The organism is Planomonospora alba (assembly GCF_039534085.1).
GTDB classification, from domain to species: Bacteria; Actinomycetota; Actinomycetes; order Streptosporangiales; family Streptosporangiaceae; genus Planomonospora_B; species Planomonospora_B alba.
Genome location: NZ_BAAAUT010000053.1, coordinates 1 through 23403, shown reverse-complemented (window position 1 = coordinate 23403; position 23403 = coordinate 1). Strand labels below are relative to the sequence as shown.

Here is a 23403-nt window from a genome sequence, read left to right as displayed (position 1 = left end):
CACACCCAAGGCCACGCCTCGCACCACACCCAAGGCCACGCCTCGCACCACACCCAAGGCCACGCCTCGCACCACACCCCGGGTGACGCTCAAGGCGACGCCGAGACTCACCCCCGTGCCCGTTCCCAAGTCCGCGACCGGCCGCACGGCCGGGGCGACGGCACGGCCGAGCCTCAAGATCTCCGTACCGGTCAAGCCCCTCCCGACCCGGACGAAGAGTGGCACACCGCCCCCGAAGACCCAGCAGGATCCCGGCCAGATCGGATAACCGCTGGCCATCGCCGTGTTTCGCGACGAATCTGTAATTTCTCTACGAAAGGCGGTGATTCTGGTTAAGCTACGGTCCGTCTTTCCCGGGTGGGGGCCCAGGCGCGACTGAGGAGACCGCTATGTACGGCATGCCATCGGCCTGGCGTGTCCCCGGATACACGGAGATCCGCGAGCTCGGCGCCGGCGCCTCCGGGCGGGTGGTGCTGGCCCGGCACGACGCCGACGGCACGCTGGTCGCGATCAAGTACCTGTCCGACGAGCTCCGCGGCGACGCCGGCTTCGCGGCCCGGTTCCGGCACGAGGCCCGGCTGCTCCACCGGCTGAACGGCCCGCACGCCGTCCGGCTGTACGACTACCTCGAGACCTCCGACGGCTCCGCCATCGTCATGGAGCTCGTGGACGGCGTCTCCCTGCGCACCATCCTCCGCTCGGAGGGACCGACCGGCCCCGAGGCCGCGCTCGTGGTGCTCAGGGGGGCGCTGCTCGGGCTGGCCTCCGCACACCGGGCCGGGATCGTGCACCGCGACTTCAAGCCCGAGAACGTGATGGTGGACGCCGACGGCACGAGCAAGCTCGTCGACTTCGGAATCGCGCTCCCCGCCGGGGACAGCGGCGCCGCCACGGGCACGCCGCCGTACATGGCCCCCGAGCAGTGGACGGGTGCGCCCGCGTCCCCCGCCACGGACGTCTACGCCGCCACCGTGGTCTTCTTCGAGTGCCTGACGGGCACCCGGCCGTTCCGCGCGCAGACCATCGCCGCGCTGGCCATGCAGCACCGCACCGTGCCGCCGCCCTCCGAGGAGGTGCCGCCCGCGCTGCGGGGGCTGGTCGAGCGCGGGCTCGCCAAGGACGCGGACGACCGGCCGCCGACCGCCACCGCCTTCCTCACCGAGCTGGAGGCGGTCGCCGCCGACGCCTACGGGCCCGACTGGCAGGAGCGCGGGCGCCGCCGCCTGGCCGGGCTCGCCGGACTGCTGGCGGGGCTGTTCCCCCGCCAGCCGGAGACCCCGGAGTTCGACACCTCCCTGGCCGAGACCGACCTCGGCGACGGCGGCGACGGGTCTCTGCTCGGCCGCCTCGGCCTCAAGATCGCGGTGGCCGCCGGGTGCATCGCGGTGATCGCCGGCGTGGCGGTCGTGCTCGTCGGCTCGGGTGGCGACCCCGTGCTGCAGACGCAGAGCTCGGTCGCCACCCCCGCCGACTCCCCGTCCGACCCCGGTGAGCCGGTCGAGGACGGGGAGACCGACGAGCCGGCGGACCCCCCGTCCCCGGGCGGAGGCTCGCCGACCCCCGCCCCGACTCCCGGCACGACCGGCACGGCCGCCCCCGCGCCGGCCCCGCCCACCGGCACGTCCCCCGCGACGTCCGCGCCGCCGGTGACGCCCACGGCGAAGCCCGCGGTGAGGCCGACGAAGAAACGACCGGCGCCGCCGCGGGCCGAGCCGTCCTCCCGCCCCGAGGAGGAGCAGGGCACCCCCCTCGACGACCCGCAGACGACCACGTCGAGGCCGCTGCCCTCCAGGTCGGCGACCCCGGCACCGCCCTCGACCGCCGGACCGACCCGGACCGCGACGCCGGCCCAGACCCAGACCGCCCGCCCGACGGCGAGCGGGAAGCCGACGGCCTCGACGCCGTCCTCGCCCGATCCGACCGAGCCCAGCGGAGGCGCCTCCCCGACCTCCGAGGCGCCTCCGACGCCGCACTGATGCTTCCCCGCACCCCGTGCCGGGCGGCCACCGCACCGGGACGGTGACGCGCGGCGGGTTCCCCGTCCACACTGGCGTGGACGGCGATGGACCGGCAGTGGAGCGGCGAGACTTCGGAGGCTGCGGCAGATGGCGGAACGGACACGCCCGTGAGCGCCGGGCAGGAGGCGCCGGCCGGATACCGGCTGACCGGGCGGACATGGATCGGCGAGCTGGGCACCTGGCACTCGGCGGTCTCGGCCGGAGGCGCACGGGCGAGCGCGCTCAGGTTCGACCCCCGGCCGATCTCCGACCCGGCGGTACGCGACCGGGTGGTCGCGGCCGTGCTCGACGACCGCAGGCTCGCCCGGAGCGGCCTGGCCGGGCTGGTCCCGGTCGCCGACCTGGTCGCCGCCCGGGACGAGGTCTGGCTGCTCACCGCGGAACCGGTCAGCCCGGCCGTGGGCGACCTGCTGGCCCGGACGCCCGGCCTCCCCGGGCCCGACGCGAGCGACGCGGCCACCGTGCTGGCGGAGACCGCGCAGACCCTGCTGGCCGTGCACGCCGCCGGGCTCGCCCACGGAGCGGTGCACCCCGGCACGGTGGTGATCTCACCGGGCGGGGCGGTGCTGCTCTCCGAGCGCGGACTGGCCGACGCGCTGCACGGGCGGCCCTCCGTCCCGGCCCGGGACGTCACGGCCTGGGCCGCGCTCGCCCGCGGACTGGCGGCGACCTGGGCCGCGGACGCGCCCCGGGCCTCCGAGCTGCTCGAACGGGCCGCGGCGACCGCCGCCACCCGCGGTCTCGCGGCGGCCCGCGACGTCCTGCTCGACGGGCGCGGCCTGCTCCCGTCGGGATTCCCCACCCGCGAGCGGTTGACGGAGACCTCGCACCGGTGGGCCGTCCACGAGGCCCCGACCGGTGCCGCGCACCCGGCCGGGGCTTCCTCCCCGGTCCGGGCCGCCGGAGCCGCCGGAGAGGGCCGGCACGACGGGGACGCCGTCACGCTGCTGCGCGCCCCGGAGGGCGGCGGGAGCCGTACCGGCGAGGCCGTCGTGCGGTTCGGCCCGGGGGTGCCGACGCAGACGGCGGCCGCGCGGATCTGGCGGGAGGGCCGGGGGCAGGCCGCCGCGCACGGCGCCGCCGCCTCGCGCAGGGCCCGGCCCGCGGCGAGGCGGCGCTACCGCACGGCGCTCTCCGCGGTGATCCTGGCGCTGATGCTCGCGGCGGCCGCGCTGGTCTGGCTGTTGCGGGAGCCCACCGTCCCCCTGACCGTGACCGGGGTCGAGGTGAGGGTGCCGAAGAAGACGCTCACGTGCGGCCAGTCCGCCACGATCCGCGGCGTGTTCACCACCAACGGATCGCCGGGGGAGATCCGCTACCGGTGGCTGCGGAGCGACGGCGAGCCGGTCGAGCACACCCACCGGGCACCGGAGGGGCGGACCGAGCACGAGGTGACCCTGCGCTGGGACGTGCGGGGCAAGGGGACCTTCAAGGGCACGGTCACCCTGGAGGTGCTCTCGCCGGTCCCGGAGGGCGCGGCGGTCGACGACAGGAAGAGCATCACCTATCGGTGCCGATGAAATACCGCAAGGTCCACAATGCACTGCATACCGTATTCTTACTACCCTGACGGGCATGACCACGCAGACCCCCGCCGGCTGGTACCCCGATCCCTACGGCTCCCCGCATCTGCGGTGGTGGGACGGCAGCCAGTGGACCGACGCCACCCACCCGAACGACGCGCCGGCGGCCGCAGGCCAGGCCGCGGCGTCCCCGGGATCTCCGACGGGCCCGGCGTCCCCGCAGGGAGACGACGCCCAGCCTCCCTCTTCCCCCGCCCAGAGCGGCATGACCCTCCAGATGGAGCAGCCGCAGTGGGACGCGCCGTCCGGTGACGAGACCCTCAGGATCCAGCAGACGGAGCACCCCGCGCCCTCCGGACCCGGAGCCCCCGCAGGACCCGGGGTCGCCGCAGGACCCGGGGTCGCCGCAGGGCCGTACGCGGCGCCCGCCGGGCCCTACGGCGGACCGGTTCCCGCCGGGCCCGCCGCGCCGTCCGGGCCCTACGGCGGACCCGTTCCCGCCGGGCCCGCGGCGCCGTACGGGGCGCCGTCCGGACCTTACGGCGGGCCTCCGCCCGCCGGGCCCTACGGCGGCCCCGCGGCTCCTGCCGCCCCGTACGGCGCGCCCTACGGCGGACCGGCCGGTCCCGGCGGGCCCTACGGCGGACCGGCCGGTCCCGGCGGGCCGTACGGCGCGTCCCCCGCGGGCCAGCCGGGCAGGAAGAGCCCGTGGCCGTGGATCCTCGGCGGCGGCGGGGTCATCGTCCTGATCGTCGGGATCGTGGCCGCCGCCATGTTCCTGATCGACCCGGGCAGCCGGTCGTCGGCGAGCGACACGGTCCCCTCGCCCCTGCCGAGCGCGACGCGGGAGACCCTCCCCGAGGCGACGCCCGAGCCGACACCCGAGTCCTCGGCCTCGCAGGGCCCGTCGAACGCCCTGCCCCAGCCGGAGAACGGACGCATCACCGACCCGGTCACCGGCCTGTCGTACGACTTCCCCGGCGACAAGTGGCAGGTGCCCACCAGGGACAACAGAGGGCCGCTCGGCTTCGTGTGGACCTCCGGGGCGGAGTCGCTCTCCCACGAGAACTTCGACGGTCAGGGCAGCAGCTGGCTCGGCACGATCTACACCGCGGAGGTCCCCTCCCAGTTCGGCTACGACGGGCCGAAGAGCATGGACTCCGTCACCGCGCGGATCATGCTGGAGCTCGAGCCGCGCTTCTACAGCCTGGAGCACACGCGCGAGCCCCTTGAGCGCAAGGCCGTCAAGGTCAGCGGCAAGGACGCCTGGCTGCTCCAGTTCGAGCTGGACTTCAGCGAGGTCGCGGAGAAGAACGGCTTCAAGTGGAAGAAGGAGGTCGCCACCTTCGTGCTCGTTGACCGGGGCGAGAAGCCGCCCGCGCTGCTCTACATGTCCATTCCCGACAACCTGGACACCTCGGTGACCGACCGGGTGCTCAAGTCGCTCGAACTCTCCTGACCGGGGGGCACTACTCTGAAGGTTATGAGTGACCTGCTGGTCTGGATCGACTGTGAGATGACCGGGCTCGACCTCGGCCGTGACGCCCTCGTCGAGGTGGCCTGCGTGGTCACCGACGGCGAGCTCAACCAGTTGGACGAGGGCGTCGACGTGGTCATCAAGCCCCCGCCGGAGGCGCTGGAGCAGATGTCGGAGGTGGTGCGGGAGATGCACACCGCCTCCGGCCTGCTGGACGTGCTGGGCGGGGGCGTCACGCTGGCGGAGGCCGAGGCGCTCGTCCTGGACTACATCAAGGGCCACGTGAAGGAGCCGAAGAAGGCGCCGCTGTGCGGCAACTCCATCGCCACGGACAGGTCGTTCATCGCGCGCGACATGCCCCTCGTGGACGCCTACCTGCACTACCGGATGATCGACGTCTCGTCGGTCAAGGAGCTCGCCCGGCGCTGGTACCCGCGGGCCTACTTCGCCTCCCCGGAGAAGCAGGGCGGCCACCGGGCGCTGGCCGACATCGTCGAGAGCATCCGCGAGCTCCGCTACTACCGCGCGGCCGTCTTCGTGCCCCACCCGGGGCCCGACTCCGCCACCGCGCGCGAGCTGGCCGAGGGCATCTCCGCCCAGAGCGCCTCTCCCCGCTGACGCGGGGGCGCCGCCGGCCCCGTGGACCCCGCCCCGGGCGGGGCGGCGGGGCGCCGCGATAAACGGGGTGCGTGAGGACTCCCAAAGACCGCTACACTTTTCATGTGCCGCCGCCGCGAGACGGCGGACATGGTGGGCGTAGCTCAGTTGGCAGAGCGCCAGGTTGTGGTCCTGGATGTCGTGGGTTCAAGTCCCATCGCTCACCCCAGGCGAATGGCCGGTCCTACGGGACCGGCCGTTTCATTTCTCCCAGACCTTCAACTTTCCCACCAAAGACGGACATCACGGGTTATGCTCGCTGCTGTTGCTGCGCCGTAAGACCGGGGGCCTCGGCGACCTGACCGTGTTGCTTCCGCGGAGGCGGGATGAGAGTCGACGATGCGGGGTTCGACGGTGAGCCCGGAGTCGTGACGGGTCTGAGCAGGCGTGAGGCCGAGGTCATGGAGCTGATCGCGAGCGGCTGCTCCAACGGGCAGATCGCCCGGCGGCTGTTCCTCAGCGAGAAGACCGTCAAGAACCACGTGAACCGGATCTACGCCAAGCTCGGGGTGACCTCCCGGGTGACCGCGATCGGCCTCTGGCGGGAGCGGGAGCCCCGCGCAGGCGCCCCCGGGGCCCCCGCCGGCGGGCGGGACGGCCGGGGAGCGCCGGCGGACGGTCCGCGGGAGCGGGGAGCCTAACGGGCGGGGTCCAGGGACCGGGCGATGGCCGCCGTGCCCTCCCGGAGCTCCTCCGAGGTGACCGAGAGCGCCGGGCGCAGCCGTACCGAGCGCTCACCGCAGGGCAGCACGAGCACGCCCTCGTCCTCGCGCAGGCGGGTCACCAGCCGGTCCCGCTCCGCCCCGGACGGGAGGTCGAAGGCGCACATCAGACCGCGGCCGCGGGCGTTCTCCACCCGGTCGGGGAAACGCGCCTGGATCTTCAGCAGCGCGGTGAGGAGCTCCTCGCCCAGCTCCCCCGCGCGCGGGATCAGGCCGTCACGCTCGATGATCTCGAGCATCCGGCGGGAGCGGACCATGTCCACCAGCCCGCCGCCCCAGGTGGAGTTGATCCGGCCGCTCACCCGGAACACGTTGTCGGGCACCAGATCCACCCTGCGGCCCGCCATCACCCCGCCGACCTGGACCTTCTTGGCGAAGGCGACCACGTCGGGGCGCAGGCCCAGCTGCTGGTAGGCCCAGGGGGTGCCGGTGGTGCCGCCCCCGGTCTGGACCTCGTCCAGGACGAACAGTGCGTCGTGCTCGTGGCAGAGCCGCTCCATCGCCTGGAGGAACTCCGCGCGCAGGTGGTTGTCGCCGCCCTCGCCCTGGATGGGTTCGGCGATGAAGCAGGCGATGTCGTGGGGGTGCCGCTCGAACGCGGCCCGCGCCTGCGCCAGCGCCCGCTCCTCGGCGGCCTCGACGTCGCCGAAGTGGACGGCGGGCACCTCGATGCGGGGCCAGTCGAACTTCGGGAACCGGTCGGTCTTGACCGGATCGGTGTTGGTCAGCGAGAGGGTGTAGCCGCTGCGGCCGTGGAAGGCCCGGGTGAGGTGGAGCACCTTCGTGCCGAGCGCCGGGGACCGGCCGGCCGCCTCGTTGCGGCGGGACTTCCAGTCGAAGGCGCACTTCAGCGCGTTCTCCACGGCCAGGGCGCCGCCCTCGACGAAGAACAGGTGGGGCAGTTCGGGGTCGCCGAGCACCCGGGTGAAGGTCTCGGTGAAGTCGGCGAGGTGGGCGGTGTAGAGGTCGGAGTTGGCGGGCTTGTTCGCGGCGACCCGGCCGAGCAGGGCCAGGAAGTCCGGATCGTCGCCGAACGGGTTCACCCCGAGCGGCGCGGAGGCGAAGAAGGTGTAGAAGTCCAGGTAGGAACGGCCGGTGCGGGCGTCGACGAGCCGGGACCCCCGGCTGCGTTCGAGGTCCAGAACCAGCCGGTAGCCGTCCACGAGCAGGTGGCGGGCGAGGCGGCCGTGCACGTCCATGTCCCCTCCAGTCCGCTCCACAGCGAGCTGGGCCGATGATTCCCCATGTTCCGGTGCTTCTACCTGAAGGTATTACGCTTCATCTCCGATTTCCATGGAGATCCTACGGAAATCGGTCTCGGCCCGCGGGAGTCGGTCCTCGGCCGGGTGACCGCCCGCCCCGCGCCCCGCCGCTCTCCGGAACCCTCCGGAGCGGGTTATCGTGCCCTCAAGGCGCCCACGTCCATGAGGAGTACCCGGTGTCCCTTCGCGAATCCGCCGCCGACCTGCGGGACGAGCTGGTCCGTCTCCGCCACGCCCTGCACCGGGAGCCCGAACTGGGCCTCGACCTGCCCCGGACCCAGGAGAAGGTCCTGACCGCGCTGTCCGGCCTGCCCCTGGAGGTACGGCTCGGCGACCGGCTGAGCTCGGTCACCGCGGTCCTGCGGGGCTCGCTGCCCGGCCCGACCGTGCTGCTCCGCGGCGACATGGACGCCCTGCCCGTCGCCGAGCGCGACGGCGGGACGGTGACCTCCCGGGTGGACGGGAGGATGCACGCCTGCGGCCACGACCTGCACACCGCGATGCTCGCCGGGGCGGCCCACCTGCTCTCGGCCGAGCGCGACCGGCTCGCCGGGAACGTGGTCTTCATGTTCCAGCCGGGCGAGGAGGGCCACCGGGGCGCGCAGCTCATGATCGACGAGGGCGTGCTGGAGGCCTCCGGCGAGCTCCCGGTCGCGGCCTACGCCCTGCACGTGATCAGTTCGGTCCTGCCGAACGGGCTCTTCCTCACCAGGACCGGGCCGATCATGGCCGCCGCGGACCGGCTCGTCGTGACCGTGCGTGGCGCCGGCGGGCACGGCTCGGCCCCGCACCTGGCCAAGGACCCCGTCCCCGCCGCGTGCGAGATGGTCCTGGCGCTGCAGAGCATGGTGACGCGCGGCTTCGACGTGTTCGACCCGGTGGTGGTGACCGTCGGTTCCTTCCACGCCGGCACGGTCGACAACGTGATCCCCGAGGAGGCCCGGTTCGAGGCGACGATCCGGTCGTTCTCCACCGCCTCCCACCAGCGGGTGCTGGAGCGCTCGGTGGCCCTCGTCGAGGGCATCGCCGCGGCGCACGGGCTCGAGGTGGACGCCTTCTTCGAGATGGGCTACCCGGTCACGGTCAACGACGGAGCCGAGGCGGAGTTCGTCGGCGCGACCGTCCGCGAGGTCTACGGCGAGGAGCGGTTCACCCGGGCGCCGCGGCCCTTCACCGGCGCCGAGGACTTCTCCTACGTGTGCGACCGGATCCCCTCGGCGTTCGTGGCGCTCGGCGCGTGCCCGCCGGACCTCGATCCGGGGCGGGCCGCCTACAACCACTCCCCGGAGGCGCGCTTCGACGACGCCGTCCTGGCCGACGGCGCCGCGCTCTACGCCGAGCTCGCCGCCCGCCGCCTCGGCCTCGCCGCGAGCTGACGGAGGCCCGCCCGGCGGGATCCGGAAGACGCTGCCCGCGAAGGCGTGGCCCGGAAGGCGTGGCCGGGGAGGCTCAGCCGGCGGGGGTGATGCGGACGCCGACGCTGCCCGCCTTCCCCCGGCGGAGCCTGCTGCCGAGGATGACCAGCCGGGCCTGCAGGCCGTACTTCCCCACCAGCAGGCCGCGGACCCGCTCGGTCTCCTCGGCGGACAGGATCTCCGCCCGGCCCGCGGCCTCCTCGCCGCGGGCGTTCCCCCGCGCGTCGCACGCCCTGACCGTGACCTCGGGGTTGTTGCGGATCCGCTTGACCTTGCCCGCGGAGGCCGCCGACCAGATCACCAGGGCCTCGCCGTCGGGGGCCGTCCAGACCGGTGTGGCGACCGCCGTCCCGTCCCTGCGGAAGGTCGTCACGGAGACGTACGGCTCGGCGGCCAGTTCCCGGATGCTCGTCATACGGGAACTCTAGGAGGCGCCGTAGACCACCATGGAGACCGCCACGTACTGGACCAGGTAGGCGGCCAGGGTGAAGGCGTGGAAGACCTCGTGGAAGCCGAACCAGCGGGGCGAGGGGTCCGGGCGGCGCAGGCCGTACACGACGCCGCCCGCGGTGTACAGCACGCCGCCGACGAAGACCAGGACCACCGCGGCCACGCCCGCGCCCTCCATGAGCTGGGGCAGCACGAACACGGCCGTCCAGCCGAGGGCGATGTAGAGGGCGGTGGACAGCCAGCGGGGCGCGCTGATCCACAGCACGCGGAAGAGCACCCCGGCGATCGCGCCGGTCCAGATCACGGACAGGACCACCACCCGGGCCGCGCCGTCCAGGGCGAGCAGCGCGAACGGCGTGTAGGTGCCCGCGATGATCAGGTAGATGTTGGCGTGGTCGAGGCGGCGCAGCACGCCCTCCAGGCGCGGGGAGAGCGTGCCGCGGTGGTAGGTCGCCGAGATGCCGAAGAGCAGGCCCGAGGTGATCGCGTAGATCGCGGCGGCGAGCCGCGCCTGCAGGGTGGGGCCGAGGGCGACGAGGACGAATCCGGCGACGAGCGTGACGGGCAGGGCTCCGGCGTGCAGCCAGCCGCGCAGCCGCGGCTTGATCGACTCCGGGAGCGAGGACCTCTCGGAACTCTCAGAAGCGGTCATGGTCATGAACCTACGGTACCGTAACTTACGTTTACGTAGGTTGTGATCTCTCCTACAACGATCTTCCCTGGAGTCCGGCCGGGAAACAGCCCCTCATCGGGATGGAGGCCCCCTGCGGGGTGCCGGCCGGGCCCCTGCGGCGCCCCGGCGGGCGCGGGGACGGCGGACGGGCACCGCGGGTACGGCGGGAGCGGGACGGCGGCGGGTGGGACCGGGCACGGCCGGAGCGGGACCGGCATGGGCGGGCGCGGCCGGAGCGCACGAGGACCCGCCGGATGCGCGTACGGTTTCTCCCAGGAGCGGCCGGCCGGCGCGCGCGGGGGAGAGAGGATCCAAGGATGGCCAGGCGGGAACCCCAGGGGCCGGTGCCCGGCCGCTACCCGGTGACCTTCGGCGAGGTCGAGCTCCTGAACGACCTCGACCGGCCCTCCGGCTGGGTGGTCTCCTCCGGCGGCGTGCCCCAGTCGTACGTCGACCTGGACGACCCCACCTACCTCGACTTCGAGTACGTCCAGCTGATGGCCGTCGTGATCGACCTGCTGCCCCCCGGCCCGCTGGACGCCGTGCACGTCGGCGGCTGCGCGTGCACCCTGCCCCGCTACGTCGCGGCGACCCGGCCGGGGTCCCGGCAGATCGTCGCCGAGCCCGACGGCGGACTGGTCCAGCTCGTCCGCGACCAGCTCCGGCTGAAGTCCGTGCCCCGCCTCAAGGTCAGGATCCTCGACGGCCGCACCGCCACCGCCGGGCTCGGCGACGGCTCGGCCGACCTGCTCGTGCTGGACGCCTTCAGCGGCGCGGCCATGCCGATCGACCTGGCCACCTCCGAGTACATGCGCGAGGCGGCCAGGGTGCTGCGCCCGGGCGGGACCCTGCTGGTCAACATCGCCGACGGCAAGGGGCTCGCCTTCGCCCGGCGGATGCTCGCGACGATCCGCGGCGTCTTCCCCCAGGTGGCGATGCTCGCCGAGCCCGGCGTGCTGCGCGGCCGGCGGTTCGGCAACCTCATCGCCGCCGCCTCCCGCGCCGCCCTGCCCCTCGACGGGCTGACCCGCCGGGCCGCGGGCGGCCTCACCCAGGCGCGCTGTCTCCACGGGGACGACCTGACCAGGTTCGTCGCGGGGGCGCCGCCGCTCAACGACGGCGATCCCGTCGTCGTCCCCGTCCCGCCGCCCGCCGTGTTCGGCTGAGACAGGCACCTGGCACGGCACGGCCGGCGAGCGGCCTCCCCGGCGCGATCCCGCCGCCCGGGCCGGACACGCCCCTGCGCCGGAGCAGGCGGCGCCACACGGAAGACCGACCCTTCACCAAGCAAGGTGGCGGGCCCGCTCGCGAATCCGCTCGGCCTCCTCGCGTTCGGCCGGATCGCTGGCGATCTCGGCCGGCTCCCTCCGCATCCGCTCCTGCATCGTGGTGAGCCATGCCCGGCGGATCGCCTTCCGGACGGCCTCCGGGACCGGCTCACCCATCTCTCCGGCGGCCTGTTCGAGCTCTGCGGGTCTTCCCGCCGAGACGCACCGTCACTGCCGCCGTCGCGGGACGAACGTAACGCGATTCGCCTCACACTTCGCGGGCGGTCACGGCCCGGGCGGCGCCGGTCCGTGCCCTCCCCCGAGGAGGGCACGGGCCGGCGCGGCCGCCGGCGGACCGGGGCCCGCCGGCGCTCGACGCCGGCGTGCGCGCCGTCAGCGCTCGGTGAGCGTGACGCAGGCGACCCGGCGCCCGGCGGCGCCCGCCTCGGCCCCCTCGGCCTTGGTCGGCTCGGCGTGGATCACCAGGGAGCGGGGCGGCCGGCCCGGGGCGAAGGCCCAGTCCTGCCGCGCCGTCGCCGCGGCCGCACCCCGCCGGTCGGTGGTGAAGTCCAGCCAGACCTCGCTGGCGGCGCTGGCGTGGGAGTGACCGTGCTGCCGGTAGTGCGGCCCGGCCTCCTCGGGGTCGGCGCCGCACGGGTTCACGTGCAGGTGCACGCCGTAGGTCCGGCGGGGCAGGAACCCGCTGACCTCGACCCGCGCGGTGGACAGCACCGCCCCGGATCCCGCCGTCACCCGGGCCGACGCCCCGGGCGGCACCAGCTTCCGGTCGTAGGCGATCGCGGCGGCCCGGGGGGCGGGCTGCTCGAACACGCCGCCTCCGGACAGCTCGACCTCGGTGGGGGCCACGTCGTGCACGGCCGGGCGCGCCATCTCCTCCTGCCCGCCGCAGGCCGCCGCGAGCAGGGCGAAAGGAACGAGAATCCAGGACAGGCGCATCGGTGCTCTCCTCGACCGGCCGGAGGCTGGAACGACGCTCAACTCTAGCCAGTGATCGCCCGGGCACGCAGGGTGTTCGGGTCATGGAGCTCCCACTCCTTCGCCGTCACCGCCCCGCCCTCCGGTACGGCCGGCGGCGGGCCGTACCGGAGAGGGCCGCGGAACCGGGCCTGCGGGAGGCGTCAGGCCCCGTGCGCGGCGGCTATCTCGTCGATGCGGGCGGCCAGGGCGAAGTCGTTGCCGGTCAGGCCCCCGGCGTCGTGGGTGGTCAGGGCCAGGTGCAGGGTGCGCCAGCGGATGTCGATGTCCGGGTGGTGGTTCATCTTCTCGGCCTCGACCGCGATCTCGTCGACGATGCGGATCGCGGTCGGGAAGTCCGGGGCGGTGACCTTCCGGCGGATCTCGTTCCCCTCGCGCCGCCATTCGGGCACCCCGGCGAGCCGCTGCTGCACTGCGGAGTCGTCAAGCAGGTCCATCGCCCCAGGAGATCACGGCGGCGGCGGGAAGGCCAAGAGCGCCACACCCGCACCCTGCCGCACCGCGCCCTCGGCCCCCGGCCCCGCCCGGTGTCGAGGAATCCGTCGGGTTTTCACCTACTGGTCATGGTTTGCCGCTTACTGCGGCGAACCCCTACTTTTAGGTCCATGTTGCTGGCCGATCAGCGTCGCCTGCTGTGCGAGTACGGCCGGCGGGCCGCCGAGACCGGACTGGTCGTCGGGACCGCCGGGAACCTGAGCGTGCGCGAGGGCGACCTGGTCGCGGTGACGCCGAGCGGGGTGCCCCTGGACCGGCTGGAGCCCGAGGCCTGCCCGGTCGTCGACGTGGCGGGCCACCTGGTCGAGGGGGACCTGCAGCCCTCCTCCGAGACCCCGATGCACCTGGCGGTCTACGCGAGCGGCGACGCCGGGGCCGTCGTGCACACCCACTCCACGTTCGGCACCGTGGTCGCCACCACCATGACCGGGCTGCCGCCGATCCACTACACCGTGCTGCTGCTCGGCGGGCCGGTCAGAGTCGCCGAGTACGCCACCTACGGCACCCCCGAGCTGGCCGCCAACGTGCGCGCCGCGCTGGAGGGCAGGACGGCCGCGCTGCTGGCCAACCACGGCGGGGTCACCGTCGGCCCCGACCTGCCGGGGGCCTTCGAGGCGACCCGGCTGCTGGAGTGGCTCTGCGAGGTCTACGTCCGGGCACGGGCGGTCGGGGAGCCCCGGGTGCTCACCGAGGAGCAGCTCGCGGCGGTGGCCCACCGCGCCTTCCATCCCCCCGTCTTCCCCGTCCGCGGGGACTCCCCCGGCTTCCCCACCCGCGAGGATTGACCATGCCCCTCCAGCTGACCGGCACCCCCAGCGACCCGGACCTGCTGCTCCGCCTGCCCTGGGACGTCCCCCTGGAGGACTGGCCGGAGCACCGCCTGGTCTCGCTGCCCCGCGGCATCTCCCGGCACGTGGTGCGCTTCACCCGGCTCTCCGGCCGGGTCTACGCGATCAAGGAGATCAGCGAGAAGTTCGCCCAGCGGGAGTACCGCCTGCTGTGGGACCTGCACCGGCTGGACACCCCCGCGGTGGAACCGGTGGCGGTCGTCACCGGCCGGACCGGGAAGGACGGCGAGCCGCTGGACTCCGCGCTGGTCACACAGCACCTGCAGTTCTCGCTGCCCTACCGGGCCGTCATGTCGGGCACCGTACGGCCGGACACGCTCAACCGGCTGCTCGACGCGCTGGCGGTCCTGCTCGTCCGGCTCCACCTGAACGGCTTCTACTGGGGCGACTGCTCGCTGTCGAACGTGTTGTTCCGCCGGGACGCCGGCTCCTTCGCCGCCTACCTGGTGGACGCCGAGACCGGTGAGCTCCACCCGATGATCAGCGAGGGGCAGCGCAGACACGACATCGACGTCGCGCACACCAACATCTACGGCGAGATGCTCGACCTGGAGGCGGGCGGCCTGCTCCACCCCTCCATCGACCCCGAGGAGATCGCCGACTCGGTCTGCGCGCGCTACCACCGGCTCTGGGACGAGCTCACCTCCGACGAGATCATCGAGGAGGTGGACTGGCACAAGATCGATCAGCGGATCCGGCGGCTCAACCGGCTCGGCTTCGACGTGGCCGAGATGATGGTCCGCCGGAAGGCCGGCACCGGGCGCCTCATCGTCCGCCCCAAGGTCGTGGACGCCGGCCACCACCAGCGCAGGCTGCTCCGCCTCACCGGCCTGGACGTGGAGGAGAACCAGGCCAGGCGGCTGCTGAACGACCTCGACTCCTTCCGGGTCGAGTACGGCCTGCGCCACGAGGACGAGGCCATCGTGGCGCACCGCTGGCTGGTGGAGGTCTTCCACCCGACGATCGACGCCGTCCCGGAGGAGTTGCGGCGCAAGCTGGAGCCGGCCCAGATCTTCCACGAGGTGCTCGACCACCGCTGGTACCTGTCCGAGGAGACGGGGGCCGACGTCGGGCTGCGGGCGGCGGTGGAGTCTTATGTGAAGAATGTTCTTGTTTTCAAGCCGGACGAGAAGGCACTTATCTCCGAGGACCAGTAGCGGCCATCCCTCTCGGGGTGCACATCCTTCTACTCGGTGTTCAAATCCTTAGTCTCCTCATATATCCATTTTTATCCGGATACTTAACACCGGCGCCGATATCTCTACGCTGACCGGGCGACCTTTTCCGCAGTCGTCGGCGAGGGAGATCGAGTGCTCGGAATCGAAGAGTGCCTGACCGAGGTGATGGCCATCCCCGGTGCGCTGGACGCGATCCTGATCGATCAGACCAGCGGCACGGCCGTGGCCACCGGGGGCGGAGGGCGCCGCCTCGACGCGGAGAAGTCCGCCGCCGGCCTGAGCGCGACCCTGCAGGCGGCGCTGGACGGGATCTCGCTCACCTCCCCCACCGGAGCGGTCCGGATCAACGAGATGATCGTCTCCGCGGACGACGGGCTCTATTTGCTCAAGCCGCTGGATACGGTTTTCGACGGCCCATTAGTGATATATGTCCGGCTCGACGCGGAACGCGCGAACCTGGCACTCGCCCGGCACCGACTGCAGGGCCTTTCCGGCCGGCTCATAACGACGTGACGAGCCATGCCGAATGCCGAGAGCGTCCTGTGCGGACTCGCCGACGAGCGGGCGACCGGTGCCCTGCGTCTGGGCAAGGCCGGCGCGTTCTACCTCACCGGCGGCCGGGTGACCTACGCCGAGAGCTCCTGCTGCCCGCGGGTGGAGGACCTGCTGGTCGCCGGCGGCCGGATCTCCGTGCAGGCCGTACGGCAGGCCCGGCAGGCCTCGTCCGAGGAGCGGTGGGGCGGCGACCTCCTGGTCGACCGGGGCGTGCTCACCCGCGGCGAGCTGGAGTTCTGCGTGCTGAGCGCGGTGCTCGACGCGGCGTTCTTCCTGCTGGAGTCCCCCGCCTCCCGGTCGCGGTTCCGCCCGGACGACCGGCACTGGCTCGGGCCGCAGTGGTATTTCGACGTCGCCGGGCTGCTGCGGGAGCACGGACGAAGGAGGGCACAGTTGGACCAGGCCTGGCCGTCCGCCGAGCTGGACACGCTCCCGGTCGTCCCGCTGGCGCGCATCCCCGCCCAGCAGGTCATGCTGACCTCGCTCCAGTGGGAGGTCCTGGTCGGCGCGGACTGCGCGGCGACCCCGGTGGACCTGGCCCGGAAGCTGGGGCGGCCCGCCTACTCGGTGCTGCTGGCCGTACGGCAGCTCGGCGCGGCGGGACTGCTGCGCCGGCCGGAGCCCGCCCCCGGCGCGCCGTCCGGGACGTCACCGCCCGTTCCGCCGCCGAAGGCCCCGCCCGAGGCGGTGCCTCCGACGGCGCCGCCGGAAGCACCGTCGGAAGCACCGTCCGGGACAGGGCCCGGGGCGGCGCCGGCGGAGCACCCGTCCGGGGCGCCCGCGGACGGCCCGCCCGGAGCGGCGCCCGAGGCCCCGCCCGGGACGCTCCCCCGGCGGGCCGGCGGCACCGGACGCGCCCGGGACCTCCCGGAGGACGGGCCCGCCCCGCCCCGCCCCGCGGTGTGGATCCCCGCCGCCACCGGCGACCCCACCGACGTGAACCTGCTCATCCGGCTCAGGAACGCTCTGGAGGCCCTCGCATGAGGTCGGTCCCATGCCGCTGAGGCTGCGGACGCTGAAGTGGATCGGAAGGAGGACGCCCGTGGAACTGCGGGACGAGGTGTACCGGGAGATGGCCCTGCTGCGCGACCGCATGCCCGATGTGGACGGCAGCGTCGCGTGCAGCGTGGACGGCATCCTGATCGCCAGCGACCTGACCGGCAACGCCGAGCAGACCGGCGCCCTCTCCTCCGCCGTGCTGGCCCTCAGCCGCCGGATGACGGGCATCGCCGGCAAGGGCCTCCTCGAGGAGACGCTGATCTCCGGAACCAACGGCTACGCGGCCTTCTACGCCGCGGGCCCCAAGATCGTCCTCACGGTCCTGGCCCGCCCGGGCACCAACCTCGGGCTGCTGCGACTGGAGGGCCGCAAGACGGCGGCGAGCGTGGCCGCCGTCACCGAACGCATGTCGGCGAACCACTGATCGGAGAGACCAATGGCCAACATGGACGTGTCCCTCAAGGAGATGATGGCGATCGACGGCGCCTTCGGCGCTGTCGTCGTGGACTACAACAGCGGGATGGCCCTGGGCGCCCTCGGCGGCTCCAAGGAACTCGACCTGCAGATCGCCGCGGCGGGCAACACCGAGGTCGTCAAGGCCAAACTGCGGACGATGGAGTCCCTGGGCCTCAAGGCCGCCATCGAGGACATCCTCATCACCCTCACCGACCAGTACCACATCATCCGGCCGATCACCGGCCGGGGCGGCAAGGGCCTGTTCCTCTACCTCGCGCTCGACCGGGGCCGGGCCAACCTGGCGCTGGCCCGGCACAGGCTGCGCGCCATCGAGGAGAACCTCGAGGTATGAGCCTCCGGCTGCGGCGTGCGCGCCGGGAGCGCGGGCCGCAGCCGGAGCCCCGGGGTCAGCGCTCCGCGGCGGCGGTGTGGTCGCCGATCTCGGAGACGAACCGGGGCCACAGGGGTCTGGGCAGGTCGTGTCCCATGCCCGGGTAGGTGACCAGCCTGGCCCCCGGGATCGCGTCCGCGGTGGCGATCCCCCCGGAGAGCGGGACGAGTTGGTCCTCCTCGCCGTGGAGGACCAGCGCCGGCACCGTCAGCTCCTTCAGCCCCGGCGCGCGGTCGGGTGAGGCCATGATCGCGGCGAGCTGCCGGGCCACCCCGGCGGGGTCGTGGGCGCGGTCGTAGCTCAGACCGGCGAGCCGGGCGGTCCGCTCGGCGTCGAAGGGGTATCCCGGCGAGCCGATGACCTTCCAGGTCTCCAGCGCCCGCCGGACCGCGGTCTCCCGGTCGGTCACGGGCGGGGCCATGAGCACCGCCGTGGCCGCCTCGGTGGGCGGGGCGGCCTGCGGGCTCGGCGTGGACATGATCGAGATGAGGCTGCGCACCCGGTGGGGGTGGCGGATGGCCAGCGCCTGGGCGATCATGCCGCCCATGGAGGCGCCCGCCACGTGCGCCGATTCCAGGCCGAGCGCGTCGAGCAGCCCGGCGGCGTCGTCGGCCATGTCCTCCACCAGGTACGGCGCCCGCCCGTCGAAGGCGGGCATCCCGGCCTCGTGGAGGTGGGTGGACTCGCCCACGTCCCGGTTGTCGAACCGGATGACGTGGTGGCCGCGGTCGGCGAGCAGTTCGCAGAACTCCTCGTCCCAGTGGATCATCTGGGAGGCCAGCCCCATGATGAGCAGGAGCGGGCGGTTCCCGGGGGAGCCGAAGGTGTCGTAGGCGATCTCGATGCCGTTCGCCGAGGCGCGCAGGGTCATGGCACTCCTACCGTGCTTGTCGGTCGGAACAGAATCTCATTCTGTAGGCGCGGCGGCAAGAGGCCCGTCCCGCTTTCCCGGCGCGGGCCGGCGGTCCCGCGCAGCCGTCAGTCCCACCAGAACGACCAGGCGTTCCTGCCTTTGATCTGCTCGGCGTACTCCAGCAGCGTCCCGGCCCCCTGCACGATGCTGTCGGGGCAGAACGTCCAGTGCTCGGCCGCCACGTGCAGGGCGTGCTCGAAGGTGACCGGAGGGGCCGCGACGCTCAGGTCCAGGGTGTTGAAGCCCATGCCGACCACCCGGGCGCCGAACCGGTCCTCCCAGCTGCGCACCACGGCCGCCAGCGGGACCATCCACTCGTTGTGGTTCAGCGCGCCCTGCCAGCCCATGGCCACCAGCGCGTCGGCCCCCCGGCCCACCGCCACCAGCCCGAGCGGGGTGCGGCGCTCGGCCACCAGCCCGGCGTACCAGTCCGCGACCATGTCCGGATCGGCCATCGGCGTGCCCGGCGCGGCCGGTCCGGGACACCGGACGCCGAAGGGGTCGAGGATCTCCACCTGGTCGGGGCTGGCCTTCTCCAACCAGTCCGACCAGACCTCGGCCATGAAGGCGGCCGTGTTGTAGTTGTCGATCTCCTCAGGGGCGTCCGGGGCGATCTGGCCCGCGGTCCACGGCTGCACGGTGTCCTCCAGCAGCACCGGCCAGAGGCCGGAATGCGGATGCTCGGCCCGCAGCCGGGTCCACAGCTCCGCGGGGACCGCCTCGTCGCTGAGCCAGAACGCCGGCCGGTGGTAGGCCGCCGTCAGCAGCGGCGTGTATCCGGGGTCGGGCCAGACCAGATCTCCTGACGGCAGGTCCACCGCGAGCGTGCGCCCGGTGCCGCCGTCGGTGAACAGCTGGCCCAGCAACGGCGGAAGCCGTTCACGCTCGCAATCACCCATCTCTACCGTCCCGATCCCGACCACGCCCCAATTTTGCCTGCCGGTCGCCATGCGTACGGCGGAAGCCGCCAATGCCCCGCCGGGGACATCTCGCCATGATTCCATCCGCGGCCGACAGCGGTTCCGCGGAGGCGCCCTACCCTTGTGAGGCGTTGCTAAGGTTGGCAACTGCAAGGAGTGACAGCACGGGGAGAGCGCCGCCCCGGCACGGCGCCCGCTCCGACGCCCGCCGGGGCCGAGGGCCCGACCGCCCGCACGGACGTCCAGGTAGGGAGGGGTGCCGAGGTGAGCGCACCGCTGTACCAGTTGAAGGCGGAGTTCTTCAAGACGCTCGGCCATCCCTCGCGCATCCGCGTGCTGGAGCTGCTCAGCGAGCGGGAGCACTCGGTCGCGGAGATGCTCCCCGAGGTGGGCATCGAGCCGGCGCACCTGTCGCAGCAGCTGGCGGTGCTCCGGCGGGCCAACCTCGTCGCCTCCCGCAAGGAGGGCTCCACCGTCTACTACTCGCTGACCCACCCCGGCATCGCCGACCTGCTCGCCGTGGCCCGGTCGATCCTCACCGGCGTGCTGTCGGGGCAGGCGGAGCTCCTAGAGGATCTTCGCGCCTCCGTCCGGCAGAAGTGAGCAGATCCCGGGCGCGGGCGATGGCCGCCGGCGTGCCGGAGAAGACCAGCCCGTCCCTGCGGAGGTGGTCGGCGATCCCGAGCGTGGTCAGGACGTGGTCGTGGCCCGGCCGGACGCCCGAGAGCAGCACGGTTATGCCGCGGTCCTCCAGCCGGGTGATCGCGTCCCCGAGCACCTGCGCCCCGGTGGCGTCGATGGTGGAGACGCGCGACATCCGCAGGATCACCACCCGCACGTCGGACACCTCCGACAGCTCCAGCAGGAAGCGGTGCGCGGCGGCGAAGACCAGCGGGCCGTCGAAGCGGTAGGCGACGATGTGCTCCGCCAGCAGCCGCGGTTCCTCCTCGCCGTGGTCCTCCCCGTCCAGCGGCACCCGCTCCACCTGGACCGTCCGGGCGATCTCGCGCAGCGCCAGCACGATCGCCGCGCCGATGCCGACGGCGACCGCCGTGACCAGGTCGAGCGCGACCGTGACGGCGAACGTGAGCACCATGACCAGGGCGTCGCTGCGCGTCGCGCGGGCGATCGCCCGCAGGGAGCCGAACTCGACCATCCGCACGGTCGTGGCCAGCAGTACGCCGGCCAGCGCCGCCAACGGGATGCGCCCGACGAGCCCGGCGGCGGCGGACACGATCACCGCCAGCACGGCCGCGTGGGTGAGGGAGGCGAGCCGGGAGCGGGCGCCGGCCCGGACGTTGACCGCGGTGCGGGCGATGGCCGCGGTGGCCGGGACTCCGCCGAACAGCGGCGCGGCCAGGTTGGCGACGCCCTGGCCGAAGAGCTCCCGGTCGGGGTCGTGCTTCCCGCCCACGCTCATCGCGTCGGCGACGGAGGCGCACAGCAGGCTCTCCAGCGCGGCGAGCGCGGCCACCGCCAGCGCGGACGGGAGCAGCGCGCCGGCCGCCCCGAGATCCAGGAAGTCCAGGGAGGGCGCGGGCAGCCCGGCCGGGAGCGCGCCGATGCGCGCGGTGTCGAGCGGGGCCAGCTCCGCGACCGCGGTGGCCACCGCCACGCCGACCAGCGAGAACGGCACGCCGGGCCACCGGCGCGCGCCGGACAGCATGAGCGCGGCCACGGCGAGCGCCATGACCGGCGGCACCGCGTCCGGGGAGGCGGCGTAGGAGGCGACGGCGTCCGCGGCCACCCGCCAGGTCTCCTCGGCGTCGCTCGCGCCCACCCCGAGGGCCGCGGGGAACTGCTGGAGCGCGATCACCACCGCGATGCCCGCGGTGAAGCCCTCGATGACCGAGGTCGGCACGAACCGGATGCAGCGGCCGACCCTGGCCAGGGCGAGCCCGACGAGGATCACGCCGGACAGCAGCCCCACCGTCAGCACACCGCCGGCGCCGAACTCGTGCACGATCGGCACCAGCACCACGGTCATCGCCCCGGTGGGGCCGGAGACCTGCAGGTTGCTGCCGCCGAAGACGGCCGCGAGCGCTCCCGCGACGATCGCGGTCGCCAGCCCCGCCGCGGCGCCCAGGCCCGAGCTGACCCCGAAGGCCAGCGCGAGGGGGAGCGCCACGATCGCCACGGTCAGCCCGGCCGTCAGGTCCCGCCGCGGGCCCCGGCGGGCCGGAGCCCAGTCCGCGCGCCGCGGCAGCAGTCCGGTGAGGCGGGTGAGCGGCCGCGCTCCCGCCGAAGGGGTGCGGGAGGGGACGGCGCCGCCTCCGGTGCCGGGAGCGGCCCCGGAGGCGGTGCTCATCTGCGGGCCTCCGCCCGCAGTTCGGCCAGGAGCTCGCCCTGGCCGGCCAGCAGATCGGCCAGGATGCGCCGCGCCGCGACGAGCAGCTCGGCCACGTCCGGGGTGGACAGCGCATAGACGACGGTCGCCCCCTCCCGGGTGGCGGACACGATCCCGGCCCGGCGCAGCACGGCCAGCTGCTGGGAGAGGTTGGACGCCTCGATGTCGACCTCGGCGAGGAGGTCGCGGACCGGCAGCGGGCCGTCCTGCAGCAGCTCCAGCACCCGGATGCGGACCGGGTGCCCGAGCGTGCGGAAGAACTCCGCCTTCGCCTGGTTGAGCGGGACCGCCATCGTCATTCCGCCCCGTCGGCGGGCGCGCCGACTCCGCGCCTGACCTCGATGCCGTGCCGGGCGGCGATGCGCAGCAGGTTGTCCAGCCTGCCGGACAGGGCCTCTGCCGCGTGGTCGTCGCGCGCCTGGCGCACGAGCCGCAACTCCGCGTCCGTCTCGTCGATGCGCGCCAGCAACTCCGCCGTGAACTCGTTCATCCACCCTCTTCCCGTGAGACCGCCGCCGGACCCGCCCGGGCGACAGGGACAGGCTACTTACAAACTTGCTAATTGCGTAATTCTTCAAGTCGTAAGGGGCTTGGGTAAGATGGCCGCGGTGGTCCGCTCCCGGAGATCGTCCCGCCGGCCCAGGTCCCGATCCGGACCGGGTCAGGACCGGGTGGGGCGCGCCGGGCACGGCTACCGGTGAGCGCGGGCCGGCCTGGATGCCGGGCCGCGCTGGCCTGCGATGCGACAATGACGACAGGGCCGGGCACGGCTACGTGAGGGAGTGCAGCCAATGGGACGGGGTCGCGCCAAGGCGAAGCAGACGAAGGTCGCTCGCCAGCTGAAGTACAGCAGTCACCACATCGATCTCGACCGGCTGCGCGCGGAGCTCGGCGCCGTGGACGAGCCCGCGCGGGATCCGGAGGCCGATGACCCCATCGGGGAGCCGGCCGAGAGATAGCGGAGGAGGGCGCAGGCGCGGGCGGGCGGCGGGCCGTCGACAGATCCGCCGCCCACCCGCGCTCCGCGGCCTCCCGCAGCTCCGACCCGCCCGGCCGTCCCGGCCGGCCGGTTGGCGTGGCCCCACTCATTGGAGAAGACGCACGACGCCGGGACGATCGCCGGCATGGCCTTCGGCGACGCCTTCCTCTGCATCGTGCACGCCACGTCGCACACGCTGGGCGCCGCCTTCCACGTGGCGCGCGGGCGGACCAACGCGCTCTGCTGCCCCGCGTGATCCGCTACGACGGCACCGCCCCGGCGAAACCGCCGGGCCGGCCGGAGTACGGGTACCACCGGGCGCCGGGCGTTCAGCGGGCGGCCGGGGTGAGGACGCTCTCGTCCCCCGCCCGGCGCGGCGCGGGGACGACGGGGACGGGGAGCTCCGCGGGGACGGCGGAGGCGGCCGGTACGGCGGGCCTCCCGGCCGTCCCGCGGCGCCCGCCGGTGCGCCGCAGGGCCCGCCGGTGGAGCAGCCGGCAGGTGCTCTCGGGCAGCTCCAGCGCCTCGGCGATCTCGCGGTAGCCGTGGGAGAAGGCCTCCCGGAGCACGAACACCGCCCGCTCCTGCGGGGTGAGCCGCTCCAGCAGGGCCGTGACGGCCGGGGTGGAGGGGGCCGCGTGCCGGGCAGTGCTGCTCATGGGATCCGCCTTCCGGGAGGTTCTCGCCGTGCTCTCTGACACCTCCTACTCTCCTCCGCGGAGCGGGAAAGGTCAGTCACGGCGGCACCGCTCTCGGGGGTGGGGTCAGCCCTACCATCGCGGCCCCGGACGCCTCACCGGGTCAGACGTCCTTGATGTCGCACACCACCGCGCCGGCGCTGACCGCCTGCCCCACCTGCCC

At 73.7% G+C, this 23403-nt stretch carries 28 protein-coding genes and 1 tRNA gene; 17 read left to right on the top strand and 12 right to left on the bottom strand.

Annotated elements, in window-relative coordinates; genetic code table 11:
• Nucleotides 1-389 precede the first annotated feature (389 nt).
• The 6 genes from ABD823_RS26805 (at nucleotide 390) to ABD823_RS26780 (ending at nucleotide 6316) form a co-directional block, all read left to right on the top strand.
• Nucleotides 390-1976: a serine/threonine-protein kinase gene (locus ABD823_RS26805; protein WP_344864298.1), complete on the top strand. Its 1587-nt coding sequence runs from the start codon at nucleotides 390-392 to the stop codon at nucleotides 1974-1976.
• Between the two features lie 149 nt (nucleotides 1977-2125).
• The gene (locus tag ABD823_RS26800; protein WP_344864296.1) at nucleotides 2126-3538 is read left to right on the top strand and encodes a protein kinase family protein; all 1413 of its coding nucleotides are present in this window, start codon (nucleotides 2126-2128) and stop codon (nucleotides 3536-3538) included.
• Nucleotides 3539-3593: 55 nt separating this feature from the next.
• Nucleotides 3594-5000, top strand: coding sequence for a DUF2510 domain-containing protein (locus ABD823_RS26795; RefSeq protein WP_344864294.1), 1407 nt, complete (start codon nucleotides 3594-3596; stop codon nucleotides 4998-5000).
• Nucleotides 5001-5024: 24 nt separating this feature from the next.
• Nucleotides 5025-5636, top strand: a complete 612-nt coding sequence (gene orn / locus ABD823_RS26790; protein ID WP_344864292.1) for an oligoribonuclease — start codon at nucleotides 5025-5027, stop codon at nucleotides 5634-5636.
• 132 nt (nucleotides 5637-5768) lie between these two features.
• Nucleotides 5769-5844: transfer RNA gene (locus ABD823_RS26785), tRNA-His, on the top strand.
• Nucleotides 5845-6001: 157 nt separating this feature from the next.
• Nucleotides 6002-6316: a helix-turn-helix domain-containing protein gene (locus ABD823_RS26780; RefSeq protein WP_425566663.1), complete on the top strand. Its 315-nt coding sequence runs from the start codon at nucleotides 6002-6004 to the stop codon at nucleotides 6314-6316.
• Here the strand turns inward: ABD823_RS26780 and lat are convergent.
• Nucleotides 6313-7596, bottom strand: coding sequence for an L-lysine 6-transaminase (gene lat, locus ABD823_RS26775; RefSeq protein ID WP_344864290.1), 1284 nt, complete (start codon nucleotides 7594-7596; stop codon nucleotides 6313-6315). The two genes, ABD823_RS26780 and lat, sit on opposite strands and share 4 nt — an antisense overlap.
• Nucleotides 7597-7835: 239 nt before the next feature.
• On the opposite strand from lat, the gene ABD823_RS26770 reads away from it, so the two are divergent.
• Nucleotides 7836-9035 (top strand): M20 metallopeptidase family protein, encoded by a 1200-nt coding sequence (locus ABD823_RS26770; RefSeq protein ID WP_344864288.1) that lies wholly within the window; start codon nucleotides 7836-7838, stop codon nucleotides 9033-9035.
• Nucleotides 9036-9108: 73 nt separating this feature from the next.
• On the opposite strand, the gene ABD823_RS26765 is transcribed toward ABD823_RS26770, so the two are convergent.
• Together ABD823_RS26765 and trhA are read right to left on the bottom strand one after the other, a co-directional pair.
• Nucleotides 9109-9489 (bottom strand): PPOX class F420-dependent oxidoreductase, encoded by a 381-nt coding sequence (locus tag ABD823_RS26765; RefSeq protein WP_344864286.1) that lies wholly within the window; start codon nucleotides 9487-9489, stop codon nucleotides 9109-9111.
• Between the two features lie 9 nt (nucleotides 9490-9498).
• Nucleotides 9499-10176, bottom strand: coding sequence for a PAQR family membrane homeostasis protein TrhA (gene trhA / locus ABD823_RS26760; protein WP_425566662.1), 678 nt, complete (start codon nucleotides 10174-10176; stop codon nucleotides 9499-9501).
• Nucleotides 10177-10514: 338 nt separating this feature from the next.
• On the opposite strand from trhA, the gene ABD823_RS26755 reads away from it, so the two are divergent.
• The gene (locus tag ABD823_RS26755) at nucleotides 10515-11363 is read left to right on the top strand and encodes a spermidine synthase (protein WP_344864282.1); all 849 of its coding nucleotides are present in this window, start codon (nucleotides 10515-10517) and stop codon (nucleotides 11361-11363) included.
• Nucleotides 11364-11477: 114 nt separating this feature from the next.
• On the opposite strand, the gene ABD823_RS26750 is transcribed toward ABD823_RS26755, so the two are convergent.
• The 3 genes from ABD823_RS26750 to ABD823_RS26740 all read right to left on the bottom strand — a co-directional run bounded on the left by ABD823_RS26750 (nucleotide 11478) and on the right by ABD823_RS26740 (nucleotide 12898).
• Nucleotides 11478-11642, bottom strand: coding sequence for a hypothetical protein (locus ABD823_RS26750; RefSeq protein ID WP_344864280.1), 165 nt, complete (start codon nucleotides 11640-11642; stop codon nucleotides 11478-11480).
• A gap of 216 nt (nucleotides 11643-11858) precedes the next feature.
• Nucleotides 11859-12422: a superoxide dismutase family protein gene (locus tag ABD823_RS26745; protein WP_344864278.1), complete on the bottom strand. Its 564-nt coding sequence runs from the start codon at nucleotides 12420-12422 to the stop codon at nucleotides 11859-11861.
• Between the two features lie 182 nt (nucleotides 12423-12604).
• Nucleotides 12605-12898, bottom strand: a complete 294-nt coding sequence (locus ABD823_RS26740; protein ID WP_344864276.1) for a 4a-hydroxytetrahydrobiopterin dehydratase — start codon at nucleotides 12896-12898, stop codon at nucleotides 12605-12607.
• Nucleotides 12899-13066: 168 nt separating this feature from the next.
• Between ABD823_RS26740 and ABD823_RS26735 the strand changes: the two genes are divergently transcribed.
• The 6 genes from ABD823_RS26735 to ABD823_RS26710 all read left to right on the top strand — a co-directional run bounded on the left by ABD823_RS26735 (nucleotide 13067) and on the right by ABD823_RS26710 (nucleotide 17344).
• A complete protein-coding gene (locus ABD823_RS26735) occupies nucleotides 13067-13741 on the top strand; it encodes a class II aldolase/adducin family protein (protein ID WP_344864275.1) in 675 nt (224 codons plus the stop codon).
• A 2-nt stretch (nucleotides 13742-13743) separates the two neighbouring features.
• Nucleotides 13744-14961 (top strand): DUF4032 domain-containing protein, encoded by a 1218-nt coding sequence (locus ABD823_RS26730; protein WP_344864274.1) that lies wholly within the window; start codon nucleotides 13744-13746, stop codon nucleotides 14959-14961.
• Between the two features lie 153 nt (nucleotides 14962-15114).
• A complete protein-coding gene (locus ABD823_RS26725; protein ID WP_344864273.1) occupies nucleotides 15115-15495 on the top strand; it encodes a roadblock/LC7 domain-containing protein in 381 nt (126 codons plus the stop codon).
• Between the two features lie 6 nt (nucleotides 15496-15501).
• Entirely contained in the window at nucleotides 15502-16521 is a 1020-nt protein-coding gene (locus ABD823_RS26720) for a hypothetical protein (protein WP_344864272.1), read from the top strand.
• Nucleotides 16522-16579: 58 nt separating this feature from the next.
• Nucleotides 16580-16960: a roadblock/LC7 domain-containing protein gene (locus ABD823_RS26715; protein WP_344864270.1), complete on the top strand. Its 381-nt coding sequence runs from the start codon at nucleotides 16580-16582 to the stop codon at nucleotides 16958-16960.
• Between the two features lie 12 nt (nucleotides 16961-16972).
• A complete protein-coding gene (locus tag ABD823_RS26710; protein WP_344864268.1) occupies nucleotides 16973-17344 on the top strand; it encodes a hypothetical protein in 372 nt (123 codons plus the stop codon).
• 55 nt (nucleotides 17345-17399) lie between these two features.
• On the opposite strand, the gene ABD823_RS26705 is transcribed toward ABD823_RS26710, so the two are convergent.
• Both ABD823_RS26705 and ABD823_RS26700 read right to left on the bottom strand, forming a co-directional pair.
• The gene (locus tag ABD823_RS26705; RefSeq protein ID WP_344864266.1) at nucleotides 17400-18254 is read right to left on the bottom strand and encodes an alpha/beta fold hydrolase; all 855 of its coding nucleotides are present in this window, start codon (nucleotides 18252-18254) and stop codon (nucleotides 17400-17402) included.
• Between the two features lie 107 nt (nucleotides 18255-18361).
• Nucleotides 18362-19219, bottom strand: coding sequence for a DUF4253 domain-containing protein (locus tag ABD823_RS26700; protein ID WP_344864264.1), 858 nt, complete (start codon nucleotides 19217-19219; stop codon nucleotides 18362-18364).
• A 261-nt stretch (nucleotides 19220-19480) separates the two neighbouring features.
• On the opposite strand from ABD823_RS26700, the gene ABD823_RS26695 reads away from it, so the two are divergent.
• On the top strand, nucleotides 19481-19819 hold the full coding sequence (locus ABD823_RS26695) for an ArsR/SmtB family transcription factor (RefSeq protein ID WP_344864262.1): 339 nt from the start codon (nucleotides 19481-19483) through the stop codon (nucleotides 19817-19819).
• Here the strand turns inward: ABD823_RS26695 and ABD823_RS26690 are convergent.
• Genes ABD823_RS26690 through ABD823_RS26680 form a run of 3 tightly spaced genes read right to left on the bottom strand, consistent with a single transcriptional unit; the run spans nucleotide 19752 to nucleotide 22053 of the window.
• Complete coding sequence (locus tag ABD823_RS26690) at nucleotides 19752-21524, bottom strand: SulP family inorganic anion transporter (RefSeq protein WP_344864260.1); 1773 nt, start codon at nucleotides 21522-21524, stop codon at nucleotides 19752-19754. The genes ABD823_RS26695 and ABD823_RS26690 overlap by 68 nt on opposite strands.
• Complete coding sequence (locus tag ABD823_RS26685) at nucleotides 21521-21856, bottom strand: ArsR/SmtB family transcription factor (protein ID WP_344864258.1); 336 nt, start codon at nucleotides 21854-21856, stop codon at nucleotides 21521-21523. The genes ABD823_RS26690 and ABD823_RS26685 overlap by 4 nt, the downstream gene beginning before the upstream one ends.
• 2 nt (nucleotides 21857-21858) lie before the next feature.
• Nucleotides 21859-22053 carry a hypothetical protein gene (locus ABD823_RS26680; RefSeq protein ID WP_344864256.1) on the bottom strand — a complete coding sequence of 65 codons (195 nt, stop codon included), beginning with the start codon at nucleotides 22051-22053 and terminating at the stop codon, nucleotides 21859-21861.
• A gap of 301 nt (nucleotides 22054-22354) precedes the next feature.
• Between ABD823_RS26680 and ABD823_RS26675 the strand changes: the two genes are divergently transcribed.
• Nucleotides 22355-22522, top strand: coding sequence for a DUF3073 domain-containing protein (locus tag ABD823_RS26675; protein WP_344864254.1), 168 nt, complete (start codon nucleotides 22355-22357; stop codon nucleotides 22520-22522).
• Nucleotides 22523-22651: 129 nt separating this feature from the next.
• Entirely contained in the window at nucleotides 22652-22798 is a 147-nt protein-coding gene (locus tag ABD823_RS26670) for an iron-containing alcohol dehydrogenase (protein ID WP_344864252.1), read from the top strand.
• 73 nt (nucleotides 22799-22871) lie between these two features.
• On the opposite strand, the gene ABD823_RS26665 is transcribed toward ABD823_RS26670, so the two are convergent.
• Nucleotides 22872-23201 carry a sigma factor-like helix-turn-helix DNA-binding protein gene (locus ABD823_RS26665; RefSeq protein WP_344864250.1) on the bottom strand — a complete coding sequence of 110 codons (330 nt, stop codon included), beginning with the start codon at nucleotides 23199-23201 and terminating at the stop codon, nucleotides 22872-22874.
• Nucleotides 23202-23403: the final 202 nt, after the last annotated feature.

Coding starts and splice junctions, on each gene's coding strand:
- ABD823_RS26805 (WP_344864298.1), top strand. CDS start 390: ATGTACGGCATGCCATCGGCCTGGCGTGTCCCCGGATACACGGAGATC.
- ABD823_RS26795 (WP_344864294.1), top strand. CDS start 3,594: ATGACCACGCAGACCCCCGCCGGCTGGTACCCCGATCCCTACGGCTCC.
- orn (WP_344864292.1), top strand. CDS start 5,025: ATGAGTGACCTGCTGGTCTGGATCGACTGTGAGATGACCGGGCTCGAC.
- ABD823_RS26780 (WP_425566663.1), top strand. CDS start 6,002: ATGAGAGTCGACGATGCGGGGTTCGACGGTGAGCCCGGAGTCGTGACG.
- lat (WP_344864290.1), bottom strand. CDS start 7,596: ATGGACGTGCACGGCCGCCTCGCCCGCCACCTGCTCGTGGACGGCTAC.
- ABD823_RS26765 (WP_344864286.1), bottom strand. CDS start 9,489: ATGACGAGCATCCGGGAACTGGCCGCCGAGCCGTACGTCTCCGTGACG.
- trhA (WP_425566662.1), bottom strand. CDS start 10,176: ATGACCGCTTCTGAGAGTTCCGAGAGGTCCTCGCTCCCGGAGTCGATC.
- ABD823_RS26755 (WP_344864282.1), top strand. CDS start 10,515: ATGGCCAGGCGGGAACCCCAGGGGCCGGTGCCCGGCCGCTACCCGGTG.
- ABD823_RS26750 (WP_344864280.1), bottom strand. CDS start 11,642: ATGGGTGAGCCGGTCCCGGAGGCCGTCCGGAAGGCGATCCGCCGGGCA.
- ABD823_RS26745 (WP_344864278.1), bottom strand. CDS start 12,422: ATGCGCCTGTCCTGGATTCTCGTTCCTTTCGCCCTGCTCGCGGCGGCC.
- ABD823_RS26740 (WP_344864276.1), bottom strand. CDS start 12,898: ATGGACCTGCTTGACGACTCCGCAGTGCAGCAGCGGCTCGCCGGGGTG.
- ABD823_RS26735 (WP_344864275.1), top strand. CDS start 13,067: ATGTTGCTGGCCGATCAGCGTCGCCTGCTGTGCGAGTACGGCCGGCGG.
- ABD823_RS26730 (WP_344864274.1), top strand. CDS start 13,744: ATGCCCCTCCAGCTGACCGGCACCCCCAGCGACCCGGACCTGCTGCTC.
- ABD823_RS26720 (WP_344864272.1), top strand. CDS start 15,502: ATGCCGAATGCCGAGAGCGTCCTGTGCGGACTCGCCGACGAGCGGGCG.
- ABD823_RS26710 (WP_344864268.1), top strand. CDS start 16,973: ATGGCCAACATGGACGTGTCCCTCAAGGAGATGATGGCGATCGACGGC.
- ABD823_RS26705 (WP_344864266.1), bottom strand. CDS start 18,254: ATGACCCTGCGCGCCTCGGCGAACGGCATCGAGATCGCCTACGACACC.
- ABD823_RS26690 (WP_344864260.1), bottom strand. CDS start 21,524: ATGAGCACCGCCTCCGGGGCCGCTCCCGGCACCGGAGGCGGCGCCGTC.
- ABD823_RS26685 (WP_344864258.1), bottom strand. CDS start 21,856: ATGGCGGTCCCGCTCAACCAGGCGAAGGCGGAGTTCTTCCGCACGCTC.
- ABD823_RS26680 (WP_344864256.1), bottom strand. CDS start 22,053: ATGAACGAGTTCACGGCGGAGTTGCTGGCGCGCATCGACGAGACGGAC.
- ABD823_RS26675 (WP_344864254.1), top strand. CDS start 22,355: ATGGGACGGGGTCGCGCCAAGGCGAAGCAGACGAAGGTCGCTCGCCAG.
- ABD823_RS26665 (WP_344864250.1), bottom strand. CDS start 23,201: ATGAGCAGCACTGCCCGGCACGCGGCCCCCTCCACCCCGGCCGTCACG.